This window comes from Alkalibacterium sp. MB6 (genome assembly GCF_009935905.1).
GTDB lineage: Bacteria > Bacillota > Bacilli > Lactobacillales > Carnobacteriaceae_A > Alkalibacterium.
Genome location: NZ_PREX01000007.1, coordinates 63,155 through 89,369 on the forward strand (window position 1 = coordinate 63,155; position 26,215 = coordinate 89,369).

Annotated in this window: 19 protein-coding genes and 1 pseudogene; 9 read left to right on the top strand and 11 right to left on the bottom strand. The window is 39.8% G+C overall.

The features are described 5' to 3' along the window. Positions 1-60 precede the first annotated feature (60 nt). Genes C3945_RS04270 through C3945_RS04280 form a run of 3 tightly spaced genes read right to left on the bottom strand, consistent with a single transcriptional unit; the run spans position 61 to position 2,553 of the window. Complete coding sequence (locus tag C3945_RS04270; protein ID WP_161878454.1) at positions 61-291, bottom strand: sulfurtransferase TusA family protein; 231 nt, start codon at positions 289-291, stop codon at positions 61-63. A 45-nt stretch (positions 292-336) separates the two neighbouring features. Further along, entirely contained in the window at positions 337-2,025 is a 1,689-nt protein-coding gene (locus tag C3945_RS04275) for a rhodanese-like domain-containing protein (RefSeq protein ID WP_161878455.1), read from the bottom strand. 48 nt (positions 2,026-2,073) lie between these two features. Beyond that, positions 2,074-2,553, bottom strand: a complete 480-nt coding sequence (locus C3945_RS04280) for a DsrE/DsrF/DrsH-like family protein (RefSeq protein ID WP_091266931.1) — start codon at positions 2,551-2,553, stop codon at positions 2,074-2,076. Positions 2,554-3,454: 901 nt separating this feature from the next. Here C3945_RS04280 and fabV point away from each other — a divergent pair. Then, positions 3,455-4,648, top strand: a complete 1,194-nt coding sequence (gene fabV / locus C3945_RS04285) for an enoyl-ACP reductase FabV (RefSeq protein WP_161878456.1) — start codon at positions 3,455-3,457, stop codon at positions 4,646-4,648. Between the two features lie 134 nt (positions 4,649-4,782). Here the strand turns inward: fabV and C3945_RS04290 are convergent, their stop codons facing one another. From C3945_RS04290 to C3945_RS04300, 3 genes are all read right to left on the bottom strand, one after another. Then, on the bottom strand, positions 4,783-5,778 hold the full coding sequence (locus tag C3945_RS04290) for a virulence RhuM family protein (RefSeq protein ID WP_161878475.1): 996 nt from the start codon (positions 5,776-5,778) through the stop codon (positions 4,783-4,785). A 240-nt stretch (positions 5,779-6,018) separates the two neighbouring features. Further along, positions 6,019-6,924 (bottom strand): aminoglycoside phosphotransferase family protein, encoded by a 906-nt coding sequence (locus C3945_RS04295; protein WP_161878457.1) that lies wholly within the window; start codon positions 6,922-6,924, stop codon positions 6,019-6,021. 38 nt (positions 6,925-6,962) lie between these two features. After that, on the bottom strand, positions 6,963-8,420 hold the full coding sequence (locus tag C3945_RS04300; protein ID WP_161878458.1) for a DEAD/DEAH box helicase: 1,458 nt from the start codon (positions 8,418-8,420) through the stop codon (positions 6,963-6,965). A 191-nt stretch (positions 8,421-8,611) separates the two neighbouring features. Here C3945_RS04300 and C3945_RS04305 point away from each other — a divergent pair, with 191 nt between their 5' ends. Beyond that, complete coding sequence (locus C3945_RS04305) at positions 8,612-9,598, top strand: polyprenyl synthetase family protein (RefSeq protein WP_161878459.1); 987 nt, start codon at positions 8,612-8,614, stop codon at positions 9,596-9,598. Between the two features lie 13 nt (positions 9,599-9,611). Beyond that, positions 9,612-10,520 (top strand): prenyltransferase, encoded by a 909-nt coding sequence (locus C3945_RS04310; RefSeq protein ID WP_161878460.1) that lies wholly within the window; start codon positions 9,612-9,614, stop codon positions 10,518-10,520. 174 nt (positions 10,521-10,694) lie between these two features. Here C3945_RS04310 and C3945_RS04315 read toward each other — a convergent pair whose 3' ends face one another. After that, positions 10,695-11,087 carry a hypothetical protein gene (locus C3945_RS04315; protein ID WP_161878461.1) on the bottom strand — a complete coding sequence of 131 codons (393 nt, stop codon included), beginning with the start codon at positions 11,085-11,087 and terminating at the stop codon, positions 10,695-10,697. Between the two features lie 151 nt (positions 11,088-11,238). Here C3945_RS04315 and gloA point away from each other — a divergent pair, with 151 nt between their 5' ends. Next, complete coding sequence (gene gloA, locus C3945_RS04320; RefSeq protein WP_161878462.1) at positions 11,239-11,619, top strand: lactoylglutathione lyase; 381 nt, start codon at positions 11,239-11,241, stop codon at positions 11,617-11,619. 273 nt (positions 11,620-11,892) lie between these two features. Here the strand turns inward: gloA and C3945_RS04325 are convergent, their stop codons facing one another. Beyond that, positions 11,893-12,663, bottom strand: a complete 771-nt coding sequence (locus C3945_RS04325) for a hypothetical protein (protein ID WP_161878463.1) — start codon at positions 12,661-12,663, stop codon at positions 11,893-11,895. A gap of 640 nt (positions 12,664-13,303) precedes the next feature. Between C3945_RS04325 and C3945_RS12115 the strand changes: the two are divergent. From C3945_RS12115 to C3945_RS04350, 5 genes and pseudogenes are all read left to right on the top strand, one after another. Beyond that, positions 13,304-14,381 (top strand): annotated as a pseudogene (locus tag C3945_RS12115) (IS30 family transposase). A 1,108-nt stretch (positions 14,382-15,489) separates the two neighbouring features. After that, on the top strand, positions 15,490-19,266 hold the full coding sequence (locus C3945_RS04335) for a Cna B-type domain-containing protein (RefSeq protein ID WP_161878464.1): 3,777 nt from the start codon (positions 15,490-15,492) through the stop codon (positions 19,264-19,266). A gap of 29 nt (positions 19,267-19,295) precedes the next feature. After that, on the top strand, positions 19,296-21,026 hold the full coding sequence (locus C3945_RS04340; protein WP_161878465.1) for a SpaA isopeptide-forming pilin-related protein: 1,731 nt from the start codon (positions 19,296-19,298) through the stop codon (positions 21,024-21,026). A gap of 119 nt (positions 21,027-21,145) precedes the next feature. Continuing rightward, positions 21,146-22,042, top strand: coding sequence for a class C sortase (locus tag C3945_RS04345; RefSeq protein ID WP_161878466.1), 897 nt, complete (start codon positions 21,146-21,148; stop codon positions 22,040-22,042). Then, the gene (locus tag C3945_RS04350) at positions 22,039-22,800 is read left to right on the top strand and encodes a class C sortase (protein ID WP_161878467.1); all 762 of its coding nucleotides are present in this window, start codon (positions 22,039-22,041) and stop codon (positions 22,798-22,800) included. Before C3945_RS04345 ends, C3945_RS04350 begins: the two co-directional genes overlap by 4 nt. Before the next feature lie 735 nt (positions 22,801-23,535). Here the strand turns inward: C3945_RS04350 and C3945_RS04355 are convergent. From C3945_RS04355 to C3945_RS04365, 3 genes are all read right to left on the bottom strand, one after another. Next, complete coding sequence (locus C3945_RS04355) at positions 23,536-24,477, bottom strand: IS91 family transposase (RefSeq protein ID WP_161878468.1); 942 nt, start codon at positions 24,475-24,477, stop codon at positions 23,536-23,538. Positions 24,478-25,004: 527 nt separating this feature from the next. Beyond that, entirely contained in the window at positions 25,005-25,616 is a 612-nt protein-coding gene (locus C3945_RS04360) for an ImmA/IrrE family metallo-endopeptidase (protein WP_161878469.1), read from the bottom strand. A gap of 311 nt (positions 25,617-25,927) precedes the next feature. Continuing rightward, the gene (locus tag C3945_RS04365; protein ID WP_161878470.1) at positions 25,928-26,122 is read right to left on the bottom strand and encodes a hypothetical protein; all 195 of its coding nucleotides are present in this window, start codon (positions 26,120-26,122) and stop codon (positions 25,928-25,930) included. Positions 26,123-26,215 lie beyond the last annotated feature (93 nt).

Here is a 26,215-nt window from a genome sequence, read left to right on the forward strand (position 1 = left end):
CCTCCTATACAACTGACTAAGGAAAGGAGAGACTATTTTTGTCTCTCCAAATTTAATCAGCTATTCCCCTTTTTTAATATGGAATGTCAAGACATCATTTGTTTCATTGGTATCTAACAATTCATGTCCGGAAGATTTTGCCCATGCTTGGAAATCTTTCAAAGCCCCTTTATCCGTTGCCTGAACTTCTAAAATTTCACCTGTGTTCATCGATTTAATTTCTTTTCTTGTTTTAACAATTGGCATTGGGCAAGCTAATCCTTTTACATCTAAAACTTTGTGTACGTTCATATTATTGTCTCCTTCAAAATTATACTTAAATTATATATATTTAACTTATCTAACTGCACAACGGTTTGGTCCGATTTCCATTTCACGTTGCTCATCTTTATCTGGATCTAATTTCCCCATATTAGTTTGCCTAATATTCTGATAAGCATTTGGCTGTGGAGGAAGGTTTTTTGTTACAGTAGAACGAAATTCTTCTTCACTCTCAATATTCAAACCATGATTATTTTCAAATAGAACGCCAAGTTTCTCAGCAACACTGCCGTCATCATTCAATTCGTCAACGATTATGAAATGTGCTGGAAGAACAGTTAATTCTTTAGGCAATTTTTTATAGGTATTATAAAGTGAGGATCTCAAGTCGCCGACCCAGTCCTCAGCCTTACCAGCCAAGTCTGGACGTCCGATTGAATCTACAAACAAGATATCACCTGACAGTAAATAAGCCTCGTCAATTATAAACGATGTTGAACCAATTGTGTGACCTGGTGTATACAAGGCATTCACATTAATTCTGGACTCGCCGACTTTTATAGAAGTACCTTCTTCGAGCGGGTTGAACTCAAAGGCAGCTTCTTCTATATCCTTAGGAGGCAGCCAGTATGCGGCACCTGTTTTGCGAGCAATTTCACGTCCGCCTGAAATATGGTCAGCATGAAGATGTGTATCTAGCACATTTGTAATGGTTGCCCCATTATCCTCTGCGAGTTTCAAGTAGGGATCTATCATTCGAGCTGAGTCTATCACTACTGCTTCAGTTCCAGACAAGACCATATAAGACAAGCATCCTTTACCAAGTCGAACAAATTGGTACAATTCGCCTCCCTCTTTCAAGTCGTCTATTTTTACTGGCTCCAAGTATTCACTCCATGCTTTCATTCCACCTGAAAGATAAGAGGCAGATACACCTTCTTCAACGAGCATCTCAGCAACCATCACCGATGAACCCTCTTTTGCACAAACCACCAGTAATTCCTTATCTGAAGGAAGCTGAGTCAGAACATCTTCAACTCCATCCAGTAAGTCGAAATATGGGATATTTAAATACTCAAAGTTAACTCCATCAACTTTCCAGTCTTCAAAAGCATTTTCGTTTCTTACATCCAGTATAAAAAGATCTTCTTTCGAAATGACTTTCTGTGCCAGTTCTTTTGCTGTTAAAGCAGATAGAGTCACGTTTACTTTCTCATTATTCCATTCACTCATGCCCGGTTTGACGTTTACAACGTCTCTGTACCCATTTTCGGCTAAAAGACTTGCAGCCATGTCACTTCTATTACCCGTCCGGCACACAACATAAATAGGTTTATCGTCAGACAGTTCACTCATTCTGTCTTTTAAATCCCCTAGTGGAATAGAGGTAGCTCCCGGAATATGAAACTCTTCGTATTCTTCCGGTTCTCGGACATCAAGGACCGTCAACTGTTTTTCAGTTTGAAGTAGCTTGTTCAGTTCATCATTGGAGGTCAAATTCGGATAAGGTGACGTGTTTTTCCCTTCACCTGACGATCGGAGGTAATGCTTCAGCACACCTTCACTGTCGACCGTTCCAAGGTAGTCATGTCCGGTCTTTTCTGCCCATGCTTTCAAGTCTGCTGTTGATCCCTTATCAGTCGCTTGAACTTGTACTATTAGTCCAGATTTTATATCTTTCAATGCCTTTTTCGTTCGGACTATCGGCATCGGACAAGCTAAACCTTTCGCATCAACTAATAAGTCATGTGCTATTTCTTTCACTCTTTCCATCTCCTTTAGGTTGAAATTTATTTTTTTAGTTACGTTGGCTTAAATAAACATATTGACTGCGCCGTCTTCAGCTTCAGCCAAGTATGCTGCAACACCAGCATATTCAGTTGACTCTCTTAATTCGATTTTATCCAGACCAAGCAAATCCATTGTCATCGTACATGCAATCAAATTTATTTCCTGTTCCTCAGCCATTTCAATTAAATCGGACAGTGGCATTGCATTGTGTTTTTTCATAACTTTTTTTATCAGTTTTGGTCCAATTCCCATAAAATTCATGTTAGATAGTCCCATTTTTTCTGGACCTCTCGGCATGATTTTTCCGAATGCTTTTTCAAGCAGGTTCTTTTTAACCTGAATTGGTTCGTCTTTACGTAAGGCATTCAACCCCCAAAACGTATGGAAAATCGTCACTTCATGATCATACGCAGCTGCTCCGTTTGCAATAATATAAGCTGCCATAGCCTTATCATAGTCTCCACTAAATAAGATAATATTGGTTTTTTTCTGTTCGCTCATTAAGCATCCCTCACTTATTTTTCCCAATTGGGTATCTATTATATAGATCAAGCAGATTGTAATCTGTTGTTTGATCTATACTAGTCAATGTCACAAACTCATAATATACCCTATACGGTATTATTGTCAAGTTGCTTATTCGTATTTGTCATTGTTTACTCAACTCGATCTCACTATAATCCCTTTATAAAGGCGTTTGTGTCTTTTAAAAAAATCTATTAATCTCTAGTTTGTGAATTTTTACCGTAGTCAAGCTTCTACCATAAAAACAAGAAGATATTATTTATCTATACATATATATGTCTTTTCCCAGCATAACTTCTAATAATAAGCAAAATAATCGAAATTTTATGTGCTTTTTTTATAAAAAGTAAAAGTCTATCAGCATTGTAGTCTATTTATATTGAGTATACTAATTTTTTATACCCACATAGGGTATTTCATACTCTATCAATTCACTACCACAAAATTTAACCGGCAACTAAAGTCAGTTTTCTATTTTGCAGTCGCTTGGTGAAAACTTCTATATGGACTCCCAATTATTTCACAGTCGTTTCATTAATGAATTAACTAAATTAAAGTTTGGTATTTTACTTATACAGGAGTTTTGTGCTTGAATCTGTCAATCATCAAAACGGTTAGCTGTAAATTGTTTACAATGGTGATTAGGTTGTAAACAAGTATACTAATGCGAGAAACATCAGCACTATGATTCTGGGTACTGGCAAAGCCTGTTAAAAAAATATATATCCAGCTACTTATTTTTAAGCCACCTCCTACCTTCCTGTCACTATATAAGCATAACCTTTCAATCATAATCTGCAGGTTCATCAATGTGCGTTTCTCTCAGCCGCCTTTTTCTGCTATTATATTTCTATAATAAGTTTTGGGGGTAAGAACAATGAAATTCAAGCAGAATATCCGGGGGAATGTCGCCTTAGGGGTCAATCCACTAGGGTGCTGGCAAGAAGTATTGAACCAGATCGAGTATGTGAAGAGTAAAGGGCACTACGATGCACCTAAAAAGGTCCTGATCATCGGTGCTTCTTCAAGCTACGGACTGGCTACCCGAATCAGTCTGGCATTTGGAGCAGGCGCAGATACAATCGGTATTTCTTTTGAAAAGGGACCAAAAAGCGAACGGAATCTGGGAACAGCCGGTTGGTACAACAATATTGCCTTTAAAGAAGCAGCAGAAAAAGAAGGTCTCATCGCCAAGAACTTTGTACAGGACGCGTTCAGTCATGAAACCAAACAAGAGGTCATCGATTACATTAAACAGGAATTTGGAGGAAAAATTGACTTGGTTGTTTATAGCCTAGCGAGTGGGGTACGTAAAGACCCTGACACGGGAGAGCTGTACAAGTCATCGATTAAAGCCATCGGGGAGAAAGTTGTCGGCCCTCACATCAATATGCAAAATGAGGACTACTATACTGAAACGCTGGATCCTGCATCAGAACAGGAAATTGCTGATACTGTTAAAGTTATGGGTGGAGAAGACTGGGAGCTTTGGATGAAAGCTCTGAAAGAAGCCGACGTGTTGACCGAAGGCGTCTTAACGACCAACTATTCCTATTTAGGATCGGAATTGAACTACCCTTATTATGGTCACGGCACACTGGGGCAAGCGAAAGCTGATTGTGATGTTAAAGCGAAGAACATCAATGAGATGCTGGAAGATATTAACGGGAAGGCTCAAATTGTCGTTGCCACAGCCGTCACCACTAAAGCCAGTTCGGTGATTCCCTTCTTCCCCGTTTACTGCATCGGCCTTTACAAAGTGATGTCCGAAAAAGGCACCCACGAAACGCCGATTATGCACATTGACCGCATTTACCGGGAGATGGTTTACGGGGACAAGCCCGAGTATGACGAAGCAGGCCGACTAAGACCCGACAGCTGGGAGCTGGACAGCGAAACACAAGCGCAAACGAAGGCACTCATTGAAGAAGTGAACGCAGATAATTTCAATACAGATTTCACTGCTTACGATCTTTTCTACAAAGAATTTTCTAACTTGAGCGGCTTCATGGTTGATAACTATGTTGAACAAGACGTCACTATCGACGAGTTAAAAGCGTTGGAATACTGATTTTAATTAAACTTTAAAGTATCTCAAAAAGGTTACGGCATACAGAGGCCCTAACCTTTTTTCTGTTTATATTTCTTTAATTAATAAATGTATGTCTTTATAGTCTGTTTAACGACCCTTTAATGTATTTTGTCTTATTTCTTCAAATCATTATTCTCTATGAATTGGTCAAAGTCATCGCTAGTTTGCTGATTTATCCGGTGTTGATTAAAGGATTCATACTGCTGTATCGCTATTTCGCTGGCCACTGCTTTGGATACTTTTCCAGCATCTCTCAATATCTCTCTTTCATTGAACTGTAAAAATGCGTTCAATTTTTCAATCCAATCCTTCATATACATCGTTTGTTGTCTTTCAGCTTGATCTTCAGCATAGTCTAAATACATAGTAACGATTCGATTAAGAGCTTTCACTTCATTTTCAGCTAAATAATTCTTAGCAACTGTCACATCTTTTTTACGAACTTTGTGGCCCTTCCATGAAGTTAGACCCATATTCTCCTTACTTGAGTCTGCTCTCTCTCTAATTAGTTCTGCAGCGGTGTGACCGTGAATAGCAAAGTGCAGTTTATTTTGAACAGTCGCAAAAAACGTCTGCGTAATCTCCGCTTTTGAATCGTAATCAACAGATGTTACATAGATGTCTGTGATTTTTTGGTAAAACCGTTTCTCCGAAGCCCTTATATCACGAATGCGTTCCAATAACTCATCGAAATAATCTTGTCCAAAGTTACGCATATCTTTCAATCGTTCGTCATCCATCGTAAAGCCTTTAACAAGATAGTCATTCAATCTTGCAGTGGCCCACTGACGAAACTGGGTACCCCGATGCGAGCGTACACGGTATCCTACAGCAAGAATAACTTCAAGGTTGTAATAAGATATTTCCCTTTCAACTTTTCTATTTCCTTCAGTTTGAACTATTCGGGTTTTCCGAATAGTTGCTGATTCTATAAGTTCTTCCTCTCTGTAAATATTTTTTATGTGTTCGTTAATTGTACTAACTCCTTTTTGATACAACTCTGAAATTGCTCTTTGAGTCATCCATACCGTCTCGTTTTCGAGTCGTACATCTATTTTTGTATTGCCGTCTTCTGTTTGATAAATCAAAATGTCGGATTCAGTTGGCATCTTTGTCACTCTCCGCTCCTCTAAAGTTAAGTTTATTATACCAGTTTAAGCAGAACAATAACATGTTAAGAGAACATAAGTTCTTTTCTTTGGGCATAAATTAAAATCTCTTAGACTTTGATTAGCTCTAAGAGATTTTGTATAACACCTTATTTGTAGTGGTTTCAATATGCTTTTGTATTTGTGGTAGGTTTTAACTATAACGGATTATTAAGTCTAATTTATCTCGTTTTGTATTACTTACATCCCATATTTATCGGATGCGTCCTTATCATACCAATGGGGGATTATGCGAGTCATATCGTCGTACCATTCCAGCACCAAAGCGGCCTTCTCTCTCATCGTGAGGACTTCTTTATCCGAAAAATTCAGTGCCCACGGTAATGCACTTAAGGTATTAGTCGATAGGTACAAACGTAAGAGCTTGAAAAACTCTAGAGGTGGTTGACCGGAAAAGTACCCATCCAGTTGACCTGTAGCAAAGAGTGGACTTAGCTGCGCAGTAAAATCAATCCGGTTAAACTCTTCCCAAGGATCCCCATAATCCCATCGATTGAAGTCAATGATTGAAAGCTTATTCTCCTTAGACAAAATCATATTCCCTATGTGATAGTCCCCATGTTGAAAGGTAGACGGGCGTCCTTTAATGAGGTGCCTATTCTCTTTCACACACTTTGCAAACAAGTCTCCCTTTTCATACGTTAATGAACAGTCTAGGTAGCCTTGAATTTTTTGATTGATTTTACGGGCATACTGACTTTCCCATTTCTCTATATCATCCGGCGCTTTTATCGTGTGAATTTGTTTAAGTATCTTTCCCGACTCCACTCCCAATCGGTACTGCTCTTCTATACTCAGTTGAGGCAAGACCTCTTCTACGTCTTCCCCTTCAATCCACGTAAACAAGGTAACCACGCCTTCTTTTGCCTCTTTAATATCAAGAGGTTCAGAAATAGATAAACCCATTGAAAACAGCTCTTTCATGTAATTAAATTCATTGACTTTTCGATTAGAGTCAGCGAGAGGTGAAAGTCGTAATAAGCGGGCCGGTCCACTCTTGTCTTCGATGTAATATTTCTTGTCCATCGACCAGCCTTTTTTTATTTCTTTAGCATCTGTGAACGTTAAATTATCGACTAGTTTCATTAGCTGTCACCTCTCTCATCCTCTTGATTCAGTACCCTTTATTTACGAGCTTTCCGAACTTTCAAGGTTTTCCCCTTTACAGTACGGTCTTGCATCTGTGAAATAACATACGGTCCTTTACCGTTCATGATTTCAACGTAGGTCACATTCTCTTGAATCGTAATAATCCCAATGTCTTCGGCTATGACATCTTTGATGCTCGTCAATGTACCGACGAAATCAACGGCACGCAGCTTTTTCTTTTTACCGCCGTTGAAGTAAACTTTGGTGATGTCTTTGTTTAACTCTTTATTGCGGGCAATTTTTGGTGCGACTCGTGCGTTTAGTTTCTTTTCAAAAGCTGCTTTAGAGCGGGTAACTAATCGTTCGCTGGGCGCAAAGACTTCCGTTAACTCCTGACTGTCTTCAAAAGCGTACTCTCGGACTTCCTGCCAGCGTCTGTGGTCCTTTACGCTGACCATCGTTAAGGCGAGTCCGGTTTTACCAGCTCGACCGGTTCGACCTGTTCGGTGGGTATAGCTCTCATTTTCAAAAGGCACGTCATAGTTGATGACGTGAGTGATATTATCAATATCAATGCCGCGAGCAGCCACATCTGTCGCTACTAAATAGCGGAGTTTCCCAGAGCGAAACTCATCCATAACAGCCAATCGATCGTCTTGATCCATGCCGCCGTGTAACTTATCGACAGGTAAACCTGCTTTATTTAAAAAGGTGTCTACAGCATCCACTACATCTTTCGTGTTGCAAAAGATAATACAGGCATCTGGATTCTCAATGGTCAATAAGTCTAACAGATGCTTTTCCTTAGCCATGTCTTCTACATTTATATAAGAATGTAAAATTTTAGGCCTGTTTTCAACTGATGATTCCATTTTGACAAATTTTCGGTCCGGACTCATGTAAAAGCTGGCTAAACGCTCAATCTCTGGCTGCATCGTCGCAGAAAACAGCATCGTTTGGCGCTCTTTTGGCAAGTAATCGATAATGTCTTCAACTTGTTCGATGAAGCCCATATTCAGCATTTCATCTGCTTCATCCAAAACAAGGCTACTCACTTTATCGACGATCAACGTGCCTTCTTTCAAATGTTCCAACACGCGACCTGGTGTCCCCACCACAATGTGGCTCTTTTGTTTAAGTTCAGATTTCTGCGTTTTAAAAGACGACTTGCCAAATACCGCAGTCGCTTTTATTCGCTTCAACCGACCAATATTCATGAGATCGTCTTTGACTTGTAAGGCTAATTCTCGAGTCGGGACCAAGATTAAAGCTTGCGGTTTATTCTCTTCCCACCCGGCTTGTTCACATAAAGGAATACCAAAGGCTACGGTTTTGCCACTCCCTGTTTGAGACTCCACCATAATATCTTGTTTCTCTAAAGCTAGTGGAATAACGCTCTCCTGTACCGCTGTCGGATGGAAGTAACGCAAACTCGTCAATGCTTTAACTATTTCGGGACTGATTCCAAATGTTTCAAATGATTGCTTATTCATAATTTCCTGCTTTCTTTATTTCCCATTTATCACTGTCTTTAGTGTAACAGATGCTTTCTCCTTAATCTTCCTAAATTGTGTCACTATCAAATGTTTATATGTACGCCTTCGCACCTTTTCGTATATAATTATTAAACAGTTGCAAAAAGTATACATAACCAGTGTAGTAACGGTTAATAAAGGAGAGCAACATGGTTAAAACTCATCCAATGTGGAACACCTTCCCTACCATTCAGGCCCTTTTACTAGAATGCCTTGAATTGATTATAGAAAAAACAAGCATTGATAATGATGACATCGAAAAAACGGTCATTAACATGATAGATAGCCAAGGAAAATTACTTAGGCCTGCCTATTTTTTCCTTTTTTCACGATTAGGCAATGCCACTAAAGAAACACATAATCAGATTATAGCCGCCGCTGCCTCTACCGAGGCTCTTCATCTGGCGACCCTCATTCATGACGACATCATAGACGAGGCGAGCATGCGTCGCGGTAGTGAAACTGTCCAATCCAAGCACGGTAAAGACGTGGCTGTTTATACAGGCGATTTATTGATTTCGGTCTATTTTGATTTACTAGCAGATGCGACGGACTCCGTCGATATCATCAAATTAAATACGCAATCAATGAAACGTGTCTTACTGGGTGAAATAAATCAAATGACCAATGCCTACAATACGGCTATCACCTACGAAGACTATTTGAAAAGCATTAAAGGAAAGACCGCCCAATTGTTTGAATTAAGTTGTTACGAGGGCGCCTACTTTGGCCAATGCAGCCCGGATATTCTGGAAAAAAGTCGATCGATTGGTCAAAATATAGGCATCGCTTTTCAAATGCTAGATGATATTTTGGATTACACACAAACACCTGAAATCCTGTCAAAGCCTGTTCTTAACGATGTGAAACAAGGGATTTATACCCTTCCACTTATTTTAGGTATGGAGGCAGACGAGTCCTTCCTGCCTCTTTTAAAAAAGGGAGAAGACTTGTCAGATAGTGACTTGACTGAACTCGTTTCGTTACTACACGATAACGACTGTATAAATCGGGCACGCGCTATTGCAAAAACATACAGTGATCAAGCTTTAGCAACCATTGAGTCGCTTCCTCATCACCCTGAAAAAGAGATCTTACATGCATTGACTAAAACACTACTGACGAGAGAATGTTAAAAAGGAGATCATCATGACTATCAAACAATACTTCTTACTTGCTCAAATGGAATCCACTACGACTAGTTTCTTTCCTGCTTTTATTGGCATCTTATATGCTTGGTACAATTATGACTCGTTTCGATTGGGCTTTTCACTCTTAGGCTTACTTACGGCCGTCCTCTTTCACTTGGCTGTCAATATCCGAGATAACTATTTGGATTACTATATCGCAGATAATAAACAGGCGGATTACGCCCAAGACATGGTGGTGGGCAAAGAAAAGATTCCTCTAAAAAATGTTAAATTAGCCTATATTATTTCAGGTGCTGTCGCTTTAGTCATTGGTTTATTCTTAGTTCTTCAAACGTCTCTCTTCTTGTTGTTTATCGGATTCGGAGGGATGTTGATTGGTGCCCTTTATACTATGGGCCCACGTCCCATCTCAAGTACACCAACCGGTGAATTTTTCGTTGGTCTGGCAATGGGCTTTGGCATCTTTACAGCTATGGTTTATGTTAATGCCTTTGATGTTATTCAATTTGATTGGATCACTAGTATTCAGATTATTGTTGCATCCATCCCCACATCCATTACGGTCATGGCTATCTCATTAGCCAATAACATTTGTGATTTAGAAGAAGATATTGAAGATAACCGGTTTACACTTCCTTATCATATCGGCGTAGATAAAGCGCTAATCGTCTTCAAATACTTTTATTATGCTGGTTACATTGCCATTATCTTATCCATCGTGTTTGGGACTTTCCCAAGGCTTGTGACGTTGTCATTACTAACGTTTCCATACGTCTTAAAAAATATTCAGATCTTCATGAACAAACAAGACAAAAAGACAACCTTTATGACGTCCATTATTAACTCAGCCGTCATTCCAGTCCCTCTCATCATTACCTTCTTTATAGGGGCTTGGTTGAATAATTAGTTACCCCTTTTACAATATCTGGCTATTTTTAAATGAAGCCATTAAAAAATCAGTGATGATCTGAAAGGTTTCTCCTTCAGTCCTCATCACTGATTTTTTTGATTATAAGCATGAAATAGCCGAGCTTTAGACTAAGCAACAGCTAACAGATGATACCCCTGTTCCTTTCAATGGCTAGTTCTTAGATTTTAAATTAAGAAACAGATAATCAAAGAACGTGATGCCAAAAGATAAACCAATATTTACAGAAATGATTTTTAATACATCAATGGATTCTCGTTTGAATAGGTAGTTAAAACCATAGTTTATAAAACTCAACACCACAAAATAGATGACGAATCTAACAATACTCCTTCTTATCTCTTGCCATTCGAACAATTTTAAATTGATAATAGTCACTATTGGAGTGTACAGCAGTAAGAAAAAGGTGAAAAAGATATAACCTAAAACAAACTTAAAGAATAATGGGTGTTCTAAATCCATGTACGCTATAACAAGCGAAAGAACAGTTGCAATTAAATAAACAGCATATAAAGTTTCTGTCACTGGTAATCGTTTTTTTCTCATAATGTACCCCATAAATTCATTTTTCTTCTTGCTTGTATTATAATCTTTTTCGTACAAACAACCTAGTAGTATAAAGAATATAGTGAAAAAAATGCCGTTCTTATTTATTCATGCTAGAATAGAGATAAGAACTTTTTTGGAGGATGATAGTATGAACCAAGTACTTGTTGAGATTTGCCTACGTGTCAGAGATATTGACGCTACATTAGACTTCTATACGAATCTATTCGATTTTGAAGTGGCTAGCCGAAGAGAATTCCCAGAAAATAAATTTGATTTAATTTATTTGAATTCACCCGGATCCTCTGTACAAATCGAACTCACTTACAATTACGACGCAGAGCCATATGAAGTCGGAAATGGCTTTAGTCATTTAGGCGTGAGTGTCAATGACTTAGAAAAAATGCACGAGATTTGTAAAGCATCAGCTTACGAAACAGGAGAGTTAAAAGGACTCTCAGGCGGCACACCTAGCTATTTCTTTGTAACCGATCCAGATGGTTACCGCATCGAAGTCAAACGTGCAAAATAAGTATTAGAGTATATTAAAAGTAAGCATAACGGTTGAGGCAGCTATGCTTACTTTTTTTGTAAAATTAGTTCAAGGTTCAATTCATGAGATTTTCTTCTTAGATTAACCACAGAATATTTCTTGCTGGATATTTTATATGCTCAATAACTCTTTCACTAGTACTCCAACAAGAAAGATAAAAGTATCTTTGAGTATAAGTATAACTCACTAAATAATAATACGAAAATAACTATCGAGTGTGTTATCTTCCTGTTATAACTATAAATTTAATTGTCAATTAAACTCAATCTTTTCTACAAAAGATGAAGGGATAGTTATCGTTCCACCTAAAGTAGATTCGTAAGATATTGTACCAATTGAATACCCGTAAATAGTTAAGTAATCATCTTCTAAAACTCTTTGATCTACTATATCAGGAGAATATCCTACATATATGATTTGATCATAGTCATCGTTCACAGCAAATCGTAGTTGAATTTCATCAGTACCTTCAATAAGTTGAACGACCTTACCACTAAATTTAATTTTTTCTCCTATATAATCATCCGGCGTCCTTGCTAACTGCTCATATGTTATTCCCGTTTTGTATCCTTTAGCAATTTTTTCTTGTTCTGCTTTTTCTGCCGCTTCTTTCTCTGCTTTTTCTTTTGCCTCTTGTTCTTCTTGCTCTTTTTCTTTTTCTTCTTTAGCTGCTTGCTTAGCCGCTTCTTCTTCAGCTCGCTTTTTTTCTTCGGCTGCTTTTTGTTCAGCTGCTATTTTATCTGCTTCTATTTTTCTAGCTTGTGCCTCTGCTTCTTCTAAATCTTCATAAGGTTCCATACGGTCTTTGTAGTCATCATATGTTTGTTGTAACTCATCTTTTTCTCTTAGAAGTTCCGCTATTTCTGTTTCTAATCCATCTTTTTCTTCATTTGAAGAAGTAAGATTGGTGGTTAATTCTTGAACTTCTTTTTCTAGTGTAGAGATATTCGTTTCGTACCCCTCAACCTCAGTACATCCAGTAATAAGTACAAGCATTCCAAATAATAAAAGGATTGTCTTCATTGTTTTTACCTCCTACCTCCTCAATTTGTAATCGTTTTCATTATAACGCAGAAGACTCTCCCTTAGCTATATAGGTTAGTCCATTATTTAAAATTATCATAGAAACTAGCGAAATAAAGAACTAGCCCTTATTTGGCCACATAGCATCTTAAATTGGATGAGTTTTCATAATGCTCATCTCTTCTAAATTCTTTTACAATAAAATTCGCGAATTCAGCACGAGGAATAGATTTCGCTTTGTCCGGGATTGGAACATAAGCATAAAACGACTACGTCATGCCTAGCAATTGATTTGCGACATCTTCTGAGTTGAAAGCATCCTCTTGAATAATCTGTAGCTGCTCATCTTTTAACGTTAACTTAGATGGCGTGGATACAAAGGCGATTACTTCAATACCTTCTCTTATCGTTTATATCGATATCTCTTTTGTTTACTCACTACACTTCTTTAATTATATACTTCAAAGGAGGCACTCAATTTAAATTATTAAAGATTCCGTACTATGCTAAGCTGTAGTTACACGAAAAAAAGCTGGATTTTATAATGAAGTTAGCCACTTAAGCTAACACAAAAAACGCCATGTGAATTTCATGTTATATTGAAGTTACCACTAACTCTCAATAGACAGGATGAATTCACATGACGCACTCTAACGATAACACATTAAGATGCAAGGGAAAACACTTATCTTATTCAGAACGGGCTCAAATTGCTATTTTGAAGAAAAAAACTACTCCAATAGACAAATTGCCAAAGTGATTGGTTGCGTTCCTCAAACAATCAATAATGAAATACATCGCGGAACCATCACTCAACTTAAGCGTCAAAAACAAAAGGGCAAGACGTACGATTACTATATCGAACGATATGATGCCGATGCCGGACAAGCAGCGTATGATAGATACCGATTGAACTCTGGCCGTCGGCCAAAATGGGCTGATACGAGTGCATTTGTCGACTGGGCTGATGAGAAAATGCTAAACGATAAATGGTCACCGGATGTGGTTGTCGGATTTGCTAAAAAACATGACTTGTTCGATCCCTCTATTATTCCTTGTACAACCACCCTTTATGGTTGGATAGACAGAGGAATCATGCGTACAAAGAATATGGACTTGTTAGAAAAACTGTCTCGCAAATCGAAGGTTTCCACACAAGTTAAACGATCACATAAACGCGTTCTTGGCCAGTCGATTGATAAGCGTCCAGCTGAGGTTGACAGCCGGCAAACCTTTGGGCATTGGAAATCGATACTGTCGTAGGAAATAAAGAAAAATCGGACACCGTGTTGCTTACATTGGTTGAACGACAGACACGTTTTGAAATCATTTTGAAGGTGAACGGTAAAAATCAAGCGTCTGTTAATCAGGCGGTACAGTCTCTTCAAGCACGCTCAGGTGATGCCTTTTCTACTTTATTTAAGACGATAACATCTGACAATGGTTCAGAGTTTGCGGGGCTTCATGACGCTCTGAAGGACTCGCTGGATGTCTATTTCAGTCACCCCTATGCCTCATTTGAACGAGGCACGAGTGAGAATCAACACAAATTTATTCGACGGTTCATTCCTAAAGGGAAGCCCATCAGCCAAATCGCGGACGTTCAGTGCTTACGTATACAACAATGGATGAACGATTATCCAAGAAAAATACTAGGCTACAGAACACCACATGACTGTTTCGTTCATGCGCTAAGGTCAGAACGGCAAGCGGCTTAACCCGTGAGGGCTTGACAACGAGCCTCCTTCGACATGACTTGAAAGCTGGGAAGCTGGCCTAGGCCAGCTTGTCAAAAGACTATCATGTCTCAGCTCATTATCAAGCCCTCACTATCTAGGCGAAACGACTAACAATTTCACAAGGAATTAATTAATATCAAGTGGCTAACTTAAACTTGAAATTTACATTTAAATTCATACGAATACTTTTTTGACATAAAAATAACCCCCATAAAGTTAGAATTTTCACTCTAACTTTTGGGGGTCACCTCAAAAGTCTCTAATTAAGGGCTTTTTTCGTCGTCATTCACAAGCAATTACTATTCAGTTTTTATTTATGATTAATTATACAGCATTTCAAGGTGATAATATTTGTGTTTACTGAGGGCAAGGTATAAACTTACAGTAGAGATAGGAAATCGTAATTCGTAGATTAATCCATCTTTATGTTCACAATCTTTTCTCAGATTTGTGAACGCCATAACGACTAAGAGGTGGTCCGGATAAAAAGACTAATCATTCACATAGTGCATTTTGATTCTCTGAATCCCCCAATACTTACCTCCCAATTAAATGAAAAAGACTTACGCCTTTGATTACTGGAAAAATTCTCTTTTCCGAGCAGAGGCCTTTTTCATGTCTTCCCTGCTTTTAATCTACCCTGGACCACTTATAAAAAGATTTATAAAAATCAACTGCTTCTATTTGACTAATCTTTGAATCTTTATTATACTAATCTCAACAAATGAATAAGCTTACTAAAAATTATTCAACCTCTTAAATCAACATGACCCCAAAGTTATCGGCTGATCCCCTCTTATATCAGCCATAATCCCTGCGTTCTTCACTTCACTTTCATACTAGACTTCTACTACCCTCAGCATCAGCACAAACGATCCCATATCTTACAATAATAACCCTCTTACGTTTCAAACACCTTATATAAACTATCGTCCACACCTTTTTCTACATCTTTCTTTCCAATCCTTGCATGATTCCCCTATCAAACAACTCACACAGGACCCTTTAAGGAGGTGGCGCCTTTGACAGAAACCTATATGCCGCTCAAGTTTCATACTTAACATCAGTAATCGGAGGTGTGTTAGATGTGACAACTCAACGCAAACCGTTGCACACACACGTCATAACGCTGCTGTTCGTTCTGTTTCAGTTCATTCAGTTCCTTCCCTCGAGTTTAGTTTCATCCCTCACAGCATCCGCTGAGACCAGTAATTCAGTCACACTGTTTTCGGACGATAAAGGATCCGGAAATGCCAAATGGTCTTTAAGCGAGGACGGAAAACTCATTACCTGGGATATCACTGTTACCCAAAATGAATCCGAAGCAGAAGCCGCACCAAGCGTGGAAGTGGTCGTACCAGCAAACGTCGGTGCACCACAAGTCGTGTCGGCAACACCAACTGGCGTATTCTCACCATCAGGTACTAGCCATACCTTTACAGCCCCTTACTCAACCACCGCACAAACCCTCAATCTCAAATTCACGACCGCAGTCAATGATCTTACCTCACCAAACCTAGCCTTCAAGATCGGCGCTTCGATACAGCAGAAAGACAGTCCAGCAGCAGCATCCCTTCAATCCGTCTCGATCCCGAATAAGCTTGCTCAGCTAGAAGCTGAAAGGATCGCGGCAGAAAAAGCAGAGGCAGAACGGATCGCAGCCGAAGAGAAAGCTGCTCAGGAAGAAGCAGACAGACTAGCTGCTGAAAAAGCCGCTCAGGAAGAAGCCGAAAAACTGGCTGAAGAACAGCGCTTAGCTGACGAAAAAGCTGAAGAAGAACGTTTGGCAGCGGAAGAAGCCGCGGAAGAACAGCGACTCGCCGAAGAAGAAGCTAAACAAGAAGTCGCAGAATTAGAAGCTGAGAAAAAAGCTGAAGAAGATCAAGCGGCCCAAGAAGAGGCCGATAAAAAAGCCGAATCAGAAGAAACTGAAGAAGTAGTGGAAGAAGAGGCTCAGGAAGACGCTGTTTCTGAAAATGATACAGACGGTGAAATCGAGCCAGAAGTAAAAGCAGTTGTCGAAGAAAAAACCAACGAAGAAACACTTTCAGCAATGAAAGTTAAAGAAGAAATCGTTGAAGAAGACGTTGATGCAGCAGCCGAACCTGGTGACATCACTATCTTATCCGGCGGCAGCTACTCGATCGATTTTTCTGCTTATGATACAGATTTTTATGACTTTAGTCTCCCTCTTGACTATCCAACTCCCCCTACTGGACGTGCTGCAGACCCAATGAGTACGCCTGCTTCTGATACAGTGGAATCACTACAACCCGAAAATTTAGCCTTGGGGCAAATCGTTCCATTTGAAGCTAAAATTTCAGTGACCGGAACAACTTCTCCTGAAGATGGCATGATGCAATTTACTGCGGGATGGGAAACAGTAACTACAAATGGTTCGAATTTCGGTTTCGATCCTAATTATATGGTCTTTGCCGGTTTTGTAGACACAGTTGATTCAACTGATCCCGGAAATGACGCGACCGTTTATGATATAGATGCTTCACTTGTAGGTACAGAAATACAAGGAACTTTCTATCTTTCCGGTATGGATACAGGTGATACCATCATTGTAGAAATGTGGGTCGTTTTGAAAGATACTCTTCCGGAAAAAGTGGGAAATACTGTTCAGACCCGTCTGATCAGTGCAAAAACTGCTACCGGTGATAAAATCAATACCGGTAACCAGACTGTTCCATTAAATCAGACAAGCACCTTTACTTCTGTTGAGGCAGACGTCAGTATCATAAAATCGGATGAACCAGATCCATTGTATGTAAACGAGACGCTTACCTACACCATTACAGTGACTAATAACTCAATGGATACAGTTGCTAACGGCATCGTTGTCGAAGATACTTTGGACCCTAACGTGACCTTCGTCAGTGCCAGTGATGGCGGTACACATTCCGGAGATCCAAGTGGTGGAACGGTGACCTGGCCGGCATTTGCGTTAGAACCATTAGACACAAGAGAATTTACAGTAACCGTAACGGTTAACGAAGACGCACCGACAGATAATTTCCTAGGAACGACTTCAGATAATAACGGATCAGCTACTGCAATACCTTTAGCATCCGCAGATCTGATAAACTTTGTTGTCATTGCTTCAATGATCACTGATGATCCAACTCCGGGTAATAATATGTGGTATGAACCAACCAACGTTCTACCACGCATGTCAGTCGAAGCCAGAAAAGACTGGGTCGGTGGACGCGATGAAGACCATGTTGCAGTTGAGTTGATACTCAGCCGTTCCATTGATGACGTGAATTATGAGATCGTTGATATCGATCCAATGATCTCACCTGCATCTGGAACAAGCGATTCCTTCGACTATATCTGGACTAACCTCCCTCAGTACGATCCACAGGGGAATGAATACTCCTATATAGTCACAGAAGAACTTGATATCCCTAACTACAATTCAGAAATCATATATGATGAAGAATTAGGTATCTGGATCGTCACCAACACGTTTGAAAGTCCGCTCATTGATATTGAAGCTGCTAAAATTTGGGATGGCGGACCTGACGCCGATCATGTCGAAGTTGATTTGACGCTCAGACGTTCCATCGATGGTGAAACGTTTGAAACTGTCGAAGTCGATCCTGTAGTTACACCGGATACTGGTACAAGCAGTCGATTCGACTACACTTGGAGTGACTTGCCTCAATACGATATGGAAGGCAATGAATATATTTACGAAGTCATAGAAGAACTGGTCCTGGATAACTATAATTCAGAAGTCACCTATGACGAAGAACTGGGTATCTGGATCGTTACCAACACGTTTGAAAGTCCGCTCATCGATATTTATGCTGCTAAAATCTGGGATGGCGGACCTCTAGCTGACCATGTCGCTGTCGATTTGATCCTCAGTCGTTCCATTGACGGAGAATCTTATGACATCGTCGACCTTGATCCAATGATCACCCCAGGTTCAGGAACAAGCAGCCGTTTTGATTATATTTGGAGCGATCTTCCTCAATACGATTTCAACGGTAATGAATACCTTTATAGAGTAACAGAAGAACTAGACCTTGATAACTATACGTCAGATATCGAATTTATAGACGGCGTCTGGATCGTGACCAACACGTATGAAAGTCCGCTGATCACTATCGTCGGTGAGAAAATCTGGTCAAACGATACACCAGAACACAGACCAGAAACCCTGACTATTTCACTCTACCGCATGATAGAAGGCGGCGAGCCTGAATATGTCACTGAAACAACCACTTCAGCTCTAGACGAATGGTTCTATGATTTCGGTGAACAGGATGAAACGGATAATGACGGCAACGTCTACACTTACTCTATCGAAGAGACTGTTCCTCCGAACTATAACGAGGAATATGCTGAAATGATCTTTGATGAAGAAGGAGTCCTGCATCTAGATGTCAAAAATACACTAATTATGGGTAATCTCTATATTCTTAAAACAGATATGGATGGCAACCCTATTCTAGATAACCCTGCAGAATTCATGTTGACACGCATAGAGCCTGAAGTTGCAGATCCGTTCACAGAAACTTTATCGACAGATGCTGAAGGTAAACTGGTCTTCACAGACTTGCTTGCCGGAACCTATCGCTTAGAAGAAACAAAAGCACCGCTCGGTTTCAACCTTTATCCTGATGACTTTATTATCACCATCTCAAAAGGAGAAAATGGTGAAACGATCGTCAGTGTAGAAGAAGTTCAAATCACTGAAGGGAACCCATTAATGATCAAAAACCGACCATCACAGTCTCTGCCAGACACAGGAAGCATGGGAACCACCATCTTTACTGTTCTTGGTATCGCCTTGATGGGAGGAGCTGTATACGGCCTTAACAAAAAGAAATCAAAACAGTCATGAAGAATGACTAAAAAGGAGTGTAAAAGCAAATGACCAAAAGAATAAGAACAATTGCCGGTTTCTTAATGGGGCTGTTCATGGTTCTTTCCATTATGGCACCATCCATGGCAAACGCAGCAACCGCAAGACCTGCGACAGGAAATTTGTCTATTCACAAAGTTCAAACAAACTACTATCCTTTTAATGATGAACTGATCGATAACGATGGTTTGACAAAAGATCTTCCAGCCGATTCGACATTCTTGGAAGGTGCAGAATTTACTATTTATTCAGTATCTGATGATGTTACAGATCCGGATGACGTTGACGAATCGTCATTAACTGAATATTTATCCGGTTTTACTGGTACAGATGGTATCCTTACTTTCAATGACCTACCTGCAGGTCGCTACTACGTTAAAGAAACATTTACACCTAAAGGGGTCGAAGAATTCAGCGGTCCATTCTTAGTGGATGTGCCAATGATGCACCCTGACGGTGACAGCTGGAATTCAGACGTTCACGTTTATCCTAAGAACCAATTGATCTTAGGTGCCGTTGAATTGATGAAATTTGGTGAAGATGGTATAAAGGGATTAGATGGTGCAACTTTCAGCCTTTATAAAGAAATGGGTGAAACCGACGAGCTGATTGAATCAGGCTTAGTAACTGATTCAGATGGTAACATTTTCGTTGGTGACTTAGTCGTTGGCAGCTATTATTTCGTTGAAACGGCTGCGCCTGAAGGATATGGTTTGAACGAAACACCAATCACTTTTGAAGTCACAAAAAATGACCATGCCTATGGTGTGGGTAACAATTTAGGAAACTTGATCGATAGTAAAGTCATCAGAGAGAACGTTGAACTGATGAACTACGACTTGCCTGATATCGAAAAATTCGTTACAACGATCGATAATAAGGTTGAGACAGCTGACTTTGGTGAAGATATCCTCTGGATCATCCGTCCTGAAGTCCCTGGCGACATTGCCACGTATGACTCTTTCATTGTCATCGATACGTTTGGTCCTGAAATGGACTACACTAACAACTTAGCAGTTTATGCTGATAATACAGAAATCACATCTTATAACGATTCATACGCTAATGGTGAACTGAGAATTGAGTTTACTTCATTAGAAGATTTAGCCGGTGTACAAGAGCTTAGAATAGAATTCACGACAGCCTTCAATGACACAGCCATCATGGGCATGGACTACTATAACAGTGTAGACCTTGAATTCAATAATGGCTATGATGATTACGACGCAACTGAAGAAGATGAACCTTATGCTCACACTGGTGGTAAACCATTTATGAAAGAGGATAATAACAATAATCCTCTAAATGGTGCAGAATTTGTCATCTACAATAAAGCTGGTCTCTACTTGCAGTCTGACTATAGCTGGGGAGATAAATCATCTGCATGGGTATTCATTTCAGGTGACGGTGAAGATACTCCAGACGGCTACTTCGAAATCAAAGGTCTAGCTTACGGTGACTACTACTTGGAAGAAACAAAAGCTCCCCTAGTAGACGGTGTTCAGTACAGACTGCTTGACAACGACAAAATGTTTACTGTTGATGCCAGCAGCTACTATACGAATCCTACTGTAATTGAGTCACCAGATGCAGATCCAACAGCTGCTCCCGCAATAATCGAGAACAGCCCTGAAATCACTCTTCCTCAAACAGGTGGTGTGGGTACTTTAGTCTTCAGCATCATCGGACTTGGCTTGATGGGATCTTCAATCAAACTCTATAAAAAATCAGAAAAATAATCAGCGTTGACCTAAAACTGACCGATACCTGACACCTCCGGGATGGGACATCACCTGTCTCATCCCTTTCTACATACTCCTCTATCCTACTCTCATCATTGAAAGGAGGGAGTCCCCCCATGAAAAAACCATTGCGTTCATTCAAAAAACCTTCTAAATCCACTCTTTTGTTCGTCCTTGCCTTTATTATTGGATTGAGCATCTTTCTATACCCCATCGTTATGCAGATTTATTCCAGCATGACCCAGACCCGTGTCATCGATACGTATCAGGATTCCCTGGATCAGCTTTCCCAAGAAGAAATCGATGCTTATAAGAATCAGATAGCTGAGTACAACCAAAATCTTTCCGGCAGCGATATTGAGCAGGACTATGAGGACCCTTTTTCTGATGAACCATCCAACGAAGTCTCTGCTGAAGGTGATCGCTCTTCCTTCAATGTATTTACGGATCGCCTAGGTGATGTTCTTGGACATATAGATATCCCTGATATCAATGGTAACTTCCCGATCTATTCAGGTACAAGTGATGCTGTACTCCAAAAAGGTATTGGATATATGGAAAATACGTCCTTTCCTTTGGGCGGGGAGAGTACCCACGCTGTCTTGACTGGACATCGCGGTTTACCCACATCTAAACTATTCACGGACCTTCCCGACGTAGAAATCGGCAGTGTCTTTTACTTGAATGTATTGGATGAAACCTTAGCTTACCAAGTCACTGAAATCAATACCGTTCTGCCTTACGAAACAGATCTTATAGCCATCCAAGAAGGACGAGATCTCGTTACCCTGATCACTTGTACGCCATACATGATCAACACCCACCGGCTACTGGTCATGGGCGAACGGATCCCTTACTCTCCCGAAGAACCGGTCGCTGCTACGATCACCCCAGACGGAGTGCCCAATGATAATTCATATCTCCTTCCGATCATCCTTGCTTCATTAACCGGACTCCTAGTCATCGCTTTTATCATCTATAAGAAGAAAACGCGAGAGGAGAATAGACAATGAAGAAAAAACTAATCCCCTTTCTGCTGTTTCTTGTCGGTCTACTCTTTTTTACCTATCCTCACATTGCTCACTACATCAATGATCACGCCATGCAGCAGCAAATCGAAGAGTTCGAAATCGTTTCTGCCCAGCCCGATTCAGAAGAAGACACTGACGCTTTGTGGGAAGAAATGCTGACATACAATGAAGAGCTTCAAAATAATCCAGATCAGACGATCGAAGATGCGTTTACAGATGAGGTGATGGCTTCGAATGCCTTTTACTCAAGTGATCAAGCTGACCCTGAAAACGATGGTAGTCTCGTCGATAATTCTCACATTGAGATGGAAGATGTCAGTGCCTCTTCTCTATCCTCTCGTTCATTTTATTCGATCATCCGTATCCCTAAAATCAATATTGAACTTCCTATTTACCTAGGAGCCTCGGATGCCAACTTGATGAAAGGTGCCGCACATATCACAGGTACATCGCTTCCTGTTGGAGGCAAAGGCAACCATTCTGTTATAGCCGGTCATCGCGGGACCTTAAGACATAATATGTTCCTGCATGTCAATGACTTGAATGCTGGCGATACGTTTGAAGTCCAGACCTTAAATAAAATCATGACGTACCGAGTGACAGGATCAAAAGTCGTCTTGCCTAGCGAAGTCGATACATTAAGTATTCAAGAAGACAAGGATCTCGTGACCCTCGTCACCTGTCTTAAGTACCCCATGAATTACAAGCGTCTTCTCGTTTATGGTGAACGGGTAGACTAATACGCTAGCCTAGTTAAAAAGCTCGCCAGAGACGAAATAGGGACTCTGGCGAGCTTTTATGTCTGGTTCGGTTCATATGAGTAAAGTAAGGACAGTGGATGAGCCGAAGTTATCGATCTTTGGCTCATCCATCAGTTTGTATGACACTGAAAGAACCGAACAACGACTTGCTTCAGTTTGTTCAGCTTGAACGCTTTGTTGAATAAGCCAAAGACTTTCAGGTTCGGCTTATTCACGAGGTTCCTAAGCCTGCTACGAGCTAAATAATTCCTACCTTCGGCTTATTCAGTTTTACTCACTTCTGGTTGAACCGAACTAGCAGCTGTTCGGTGCATTCAGCTAGTTTTATACGATAATCAAGCTGAACCACACCCAACTTCGGCTCAGACTAGCCGCAAACAACTTGGAATAAACCGAACCACACTCAAAACGGCCTGTCCCATCGTCAGTCACTCTTCGACAAACCGAAAACTGCTCTAAAAGCTCAATAAATTATGACAGAGTCGGCCCAAGCCGACTCTTAACCTCTTTAAAAGTAAAAAAGCTCGGCTACGCCTCCCCCTTTTGGAGATTGTGCGTAGCCGTTATTTTTATGACTCTCTGTTATCGTAGATGACACCGTTAAGACTCTCATAATAAACCGGCACCATTTCACCAGAGCACTGTTTACACGAAAACCGGGGAGGATCCATCGGATCCCCACCATCAAGAGCGTCAAACTGTTCCACCACTCCTCTAGGAATCGCTTCTGTTTCCTTGCACGCTTGACAGATAAAGCTGACGGTCTCTTTCCCTGATATCTTTTTCGATTTTATCCCAGTTGGTCCGATGTTTCTCAATAGCTTTTCTCGTTGCTTCTTTTTTCTGATATTCATACGTTTTCGACTCCATGCGATCGATCTCCCGATTAATATAGTTTTTAGCTTCTTCATTGTTCGCAAACTGTACATGCAGGCGGTTATTTTTGCGCACAGCTATCCCTCTGAATACCATCACATTGCCACATTCCGAACATTTCAACGGATCTTTATCAAACGACTTTTTGATTCGCTCTCTCCACCCTTTTGGCTTGATCATTTCTCTAGCGTTGATCAACACTTTCTTCGCTTCTCTTTGAAAGGTTTTAACGACTTTTTTCATGATCGTTTTGATCCGACGCGAGTACAGACCGTAATGGCGAATCATCTTGAACTGTTTATCCGGAATATGCCGGACGAGTCGACCGATAAATGTATCGACAGGTAAAGTCTCTGCCTTCCATTCGCCGTCTCGCTTGTCCTGATAGGAAAAAGTAACGACTTCTTCGTCGAACATGATAATCCGGTGAAGAGCGATCGGCCCACGTTTCATATAACGCCCGATGTAAGCAAGCAGTCCTTTGACGTCTGTGTGACTTCTTTTTGGTGCATTAACGTAAAAGCCATCCGGATTATTGGCATAAGCCTCTTGAAGGAGGGGCTGGACTATCTTTTTTGCCCGAGTGGACAATGTGCGCCGGATGAGTTTTAATACAACCGTTTGCCACTGCTTGCGTAGTCTGGAATAGGGAAAATAGTCGTACGTTTTCCACTTCCCATCCGGCGTCACCCCACCCATGGTAACGAGCATATGAATATGTGGATTAAATTCCAGCCTTGATCCAAGGGTATGAAGGGCAACCACTATGCCCGGTGTCATACCTTAACAAAAGTATAGACCTTACATTGAACTTTTTCATATTATAGTTCCCTTAATATACTATTTCTTACATATTTTAAGCCAGTTTCTTATTCTCTTAGTATATAGAATGAATACAGGATACACCCTTTCAAGGTTATCAAATATTCCGTCTTCTCTCTCAATAATATTAGTAAACTAAGGTGTCCATAAAGTATAAGTACTAATCATCGGTCACTATTTTTTTCAGTCATACTAATTACCTCTATTTTATCACTTGAACTCTTGCATAACTAAACATTATTTATAGAAAGTTTAAAATTAACGTGTTTGTACTTTGCGCTGGTTAAAGAACTTTATTTATGATACGGCTCCCCGTATCAGTTATCACTGCTGTTTTTTATATCAGTAGTTATGTTACGGACTTCACAACACTTGTGATTTCTGTGGTAAGCTTCATTTCTCTCTAAATTAGTAAAAAACCACTACAATCTGTTTTTATTTCTTATAACAAAAGTAACTTGCAGTCGCTGACTTTTAAGATTACTTTAATTTGAATTAGATTTTAAATCATGAATATCTTTTATAGACAAGACGACACCACTCTTACTATTGTCTATGAAAAATTGCTTTGGTGAATCGGTTACCTGAGATAAAAAATCTAGATTGAGATATAGATTATATTGCTCAGCAAGTTCATCTCTGACTTCAGAACCTGTTCTTACATTATTATCATCCAATAGTTTCATTGCTTGTCTAATTGCAACTGGTTTATTCACTTTAGTTTCCTTGTCGAATGGTTCTACTTTTCTATAACCTCTATAGCTCATGTGTTTAAAGAGACTTTGTTTTTTCTCATTATCAATTAAGCCTAGTTGGTAACTTCTCATGATCATACTCGAGATAGATACATTCCACCTTTTTTTAAGAACTAAAAAACTTTCGAAGTGGGTGCCTGTATTCTGAACATCTCTAGCAAACCTTTCAGCTGGCATAAGTAAGCACGAAACAAAATTGTTAGCATCCTGCTCCATAAGCCTATACTCATCTTTCTCAAGTTCTTGTGGATCCATACCTTCATGTAAAATCCAATGTCCAATCTCATGTGCAATACTAAATTGCTGTCTAAAAAATGTTCCTTCTGCTGGAATAGAAACCACGAAGTAATTCTTACTTCCTATAGAATATCTACTACTCACCTACAATCTTCTTAATGTGTTCTGGTACGAGTATGTCTTCTTCTAACCAATCCAGTACAAATTTTTCTGCTTTATACGTTTGAAGGTATTTTTATGATTCCCTCCATTTTTTGGACAAGTGACCCTCTTGACTAACACCTTTCTTTTTTAAAATTTAATCTTAGTCTGTCAAATCGATCCACTATATAACACTATTTCTCGGATTACCCAATTCAAAGGATTCCACGGAAGTATTCTAAACGTAAACTAGTAGAACCTTACAGATTCGCAATTTATTTTGACCTTAATTTATCTAATGTCTCTTTGTACAACTCAATCATTTCCTTAATGCTAATTTTTTCTTCATTCTTCTTATACCAATAAACAGATTGAATCGTTACACCCATAATAATTTGTCCTTTGTATTCATTCACGAAAGATTGAAGTTTATTCTTACTTTCTCCTCCATTTACATGCGTTCGCAACATTTTTTGTCCATACTTGTTTATGGCAATATAAAAGTAGATAGTATTGCAACGAAAATCTTAGAAGCTTGAACAAACAAAAAAGGCTTGCCAGCC

Bases quoted from the DNA above. Each gene is read 5' to 3' on its own strand.
- C3945_RS04270 (WP_161878454.1), bottom strand. From the start codon at position 291: ATGAACGTACACAAAGTTTTAGATGTAAAAGGATTAGCTTGCCCAATG.
- C3945_RS04280 (WP_091266931.1), bottom strand. From the start codon at position 2,553: ATGAGCGAACAGAAAAAAACCAATATTATCTTATTTAGTGGAGACTAT.
- fabV (WP_161878456.1), top strand. From the start codon at position 3,455: ATGAAATTCAAGCAGAATATCCGGGGGAATGTCGCCTTAGGGGTCAAT.
- C3945_RS04290 (WP_161878475.1), bottom strand. From the start codon at position 5,778: ATGCCAACTGAATCCGACATTTTGATTTATCAAACAGAAGACGGCAAT.
- C3945_RS04295 (WP_161878457.1), bottom strand. From the start codon at position 6,924: ATGAAACTAGTCGATAATTTAACGTTCACAGATGCTAAAGAAATAAAA.
- C3945_RS04300 (WP_161878458.1), bottom strand. From the start codon at position 8,420: ATGAATAAGCAATCATTTGAAACATTTGGAATCAGTCCCGAAATAGTT.
- C3945_RS04305 (WP_161878459.1), top strand. From the start codon at position 8,612: ATGGTTAAAACTCATCCAATGTGGAACACCTTCCCTACCATTCAGGCC.
- C3945_RS04310 (WP_161878460.1), top strand. From the start codon at position 9,612: ATGACTATCAAACAATACTTCTTACTTGCTCAAATGGAATCCACTACG.
- C3945_RS04315 (WP_161878461.1), bottom strand. From the start codon at position 11,087: ATGAGAAAAAAACGATTACCAGTGACAGAAACTTTATATGCTGTTTAT.
- gloA (WP_161878462.1), top strand. From the start codon at position 11,239: ATGAACCAAGTACTTGTTGAGATTTGCCTACGTGTCAGAGATATTGAC.
- C3945_RS04325 (WP_161878463.1), bottom strand. From the start codon at position 12,663: ATGAAGACAATCCTTTTATTATTTGGAATGCTTGTACTTATTACTGGA.
- C3945_RS04340 (WP_161878465.1), top strand. From the start codon at position 19,296: ATGACCAAAAGAATAAGAACAATTGCCGGTTTCTTAATGGGGCTGTTC.
- C3945_RS04345 (WP_161878466.1), top strand. From the start codon at position 21,146: ATGAAAAAACCATTGCGTTCATTCAAAAAACCTTCTAAATCCACTCTT.
- C3945_RS04350 (WP_161878467.1), top strand. From the start codon at position 22,039: ATGAAGAAAAAACTAATCCCCTTTCTGCTGTTTCTTGTCGGTCTACTC.
- C3945_RS04355 (WP_161878468.1), bottom strand. From the start codon at position 24,477: ATGACACCGGGCATAGTGGTTGCCCTTCATACCCTTGGATCAAGGCTG.
- C3945_RS04365 (WP_161878470.1), bottom strand. From the start codon at position 26,122: ATGTTGCGAACGCATGTAAATGGAGGAGAAAGTAAGAATAAACTTCAA.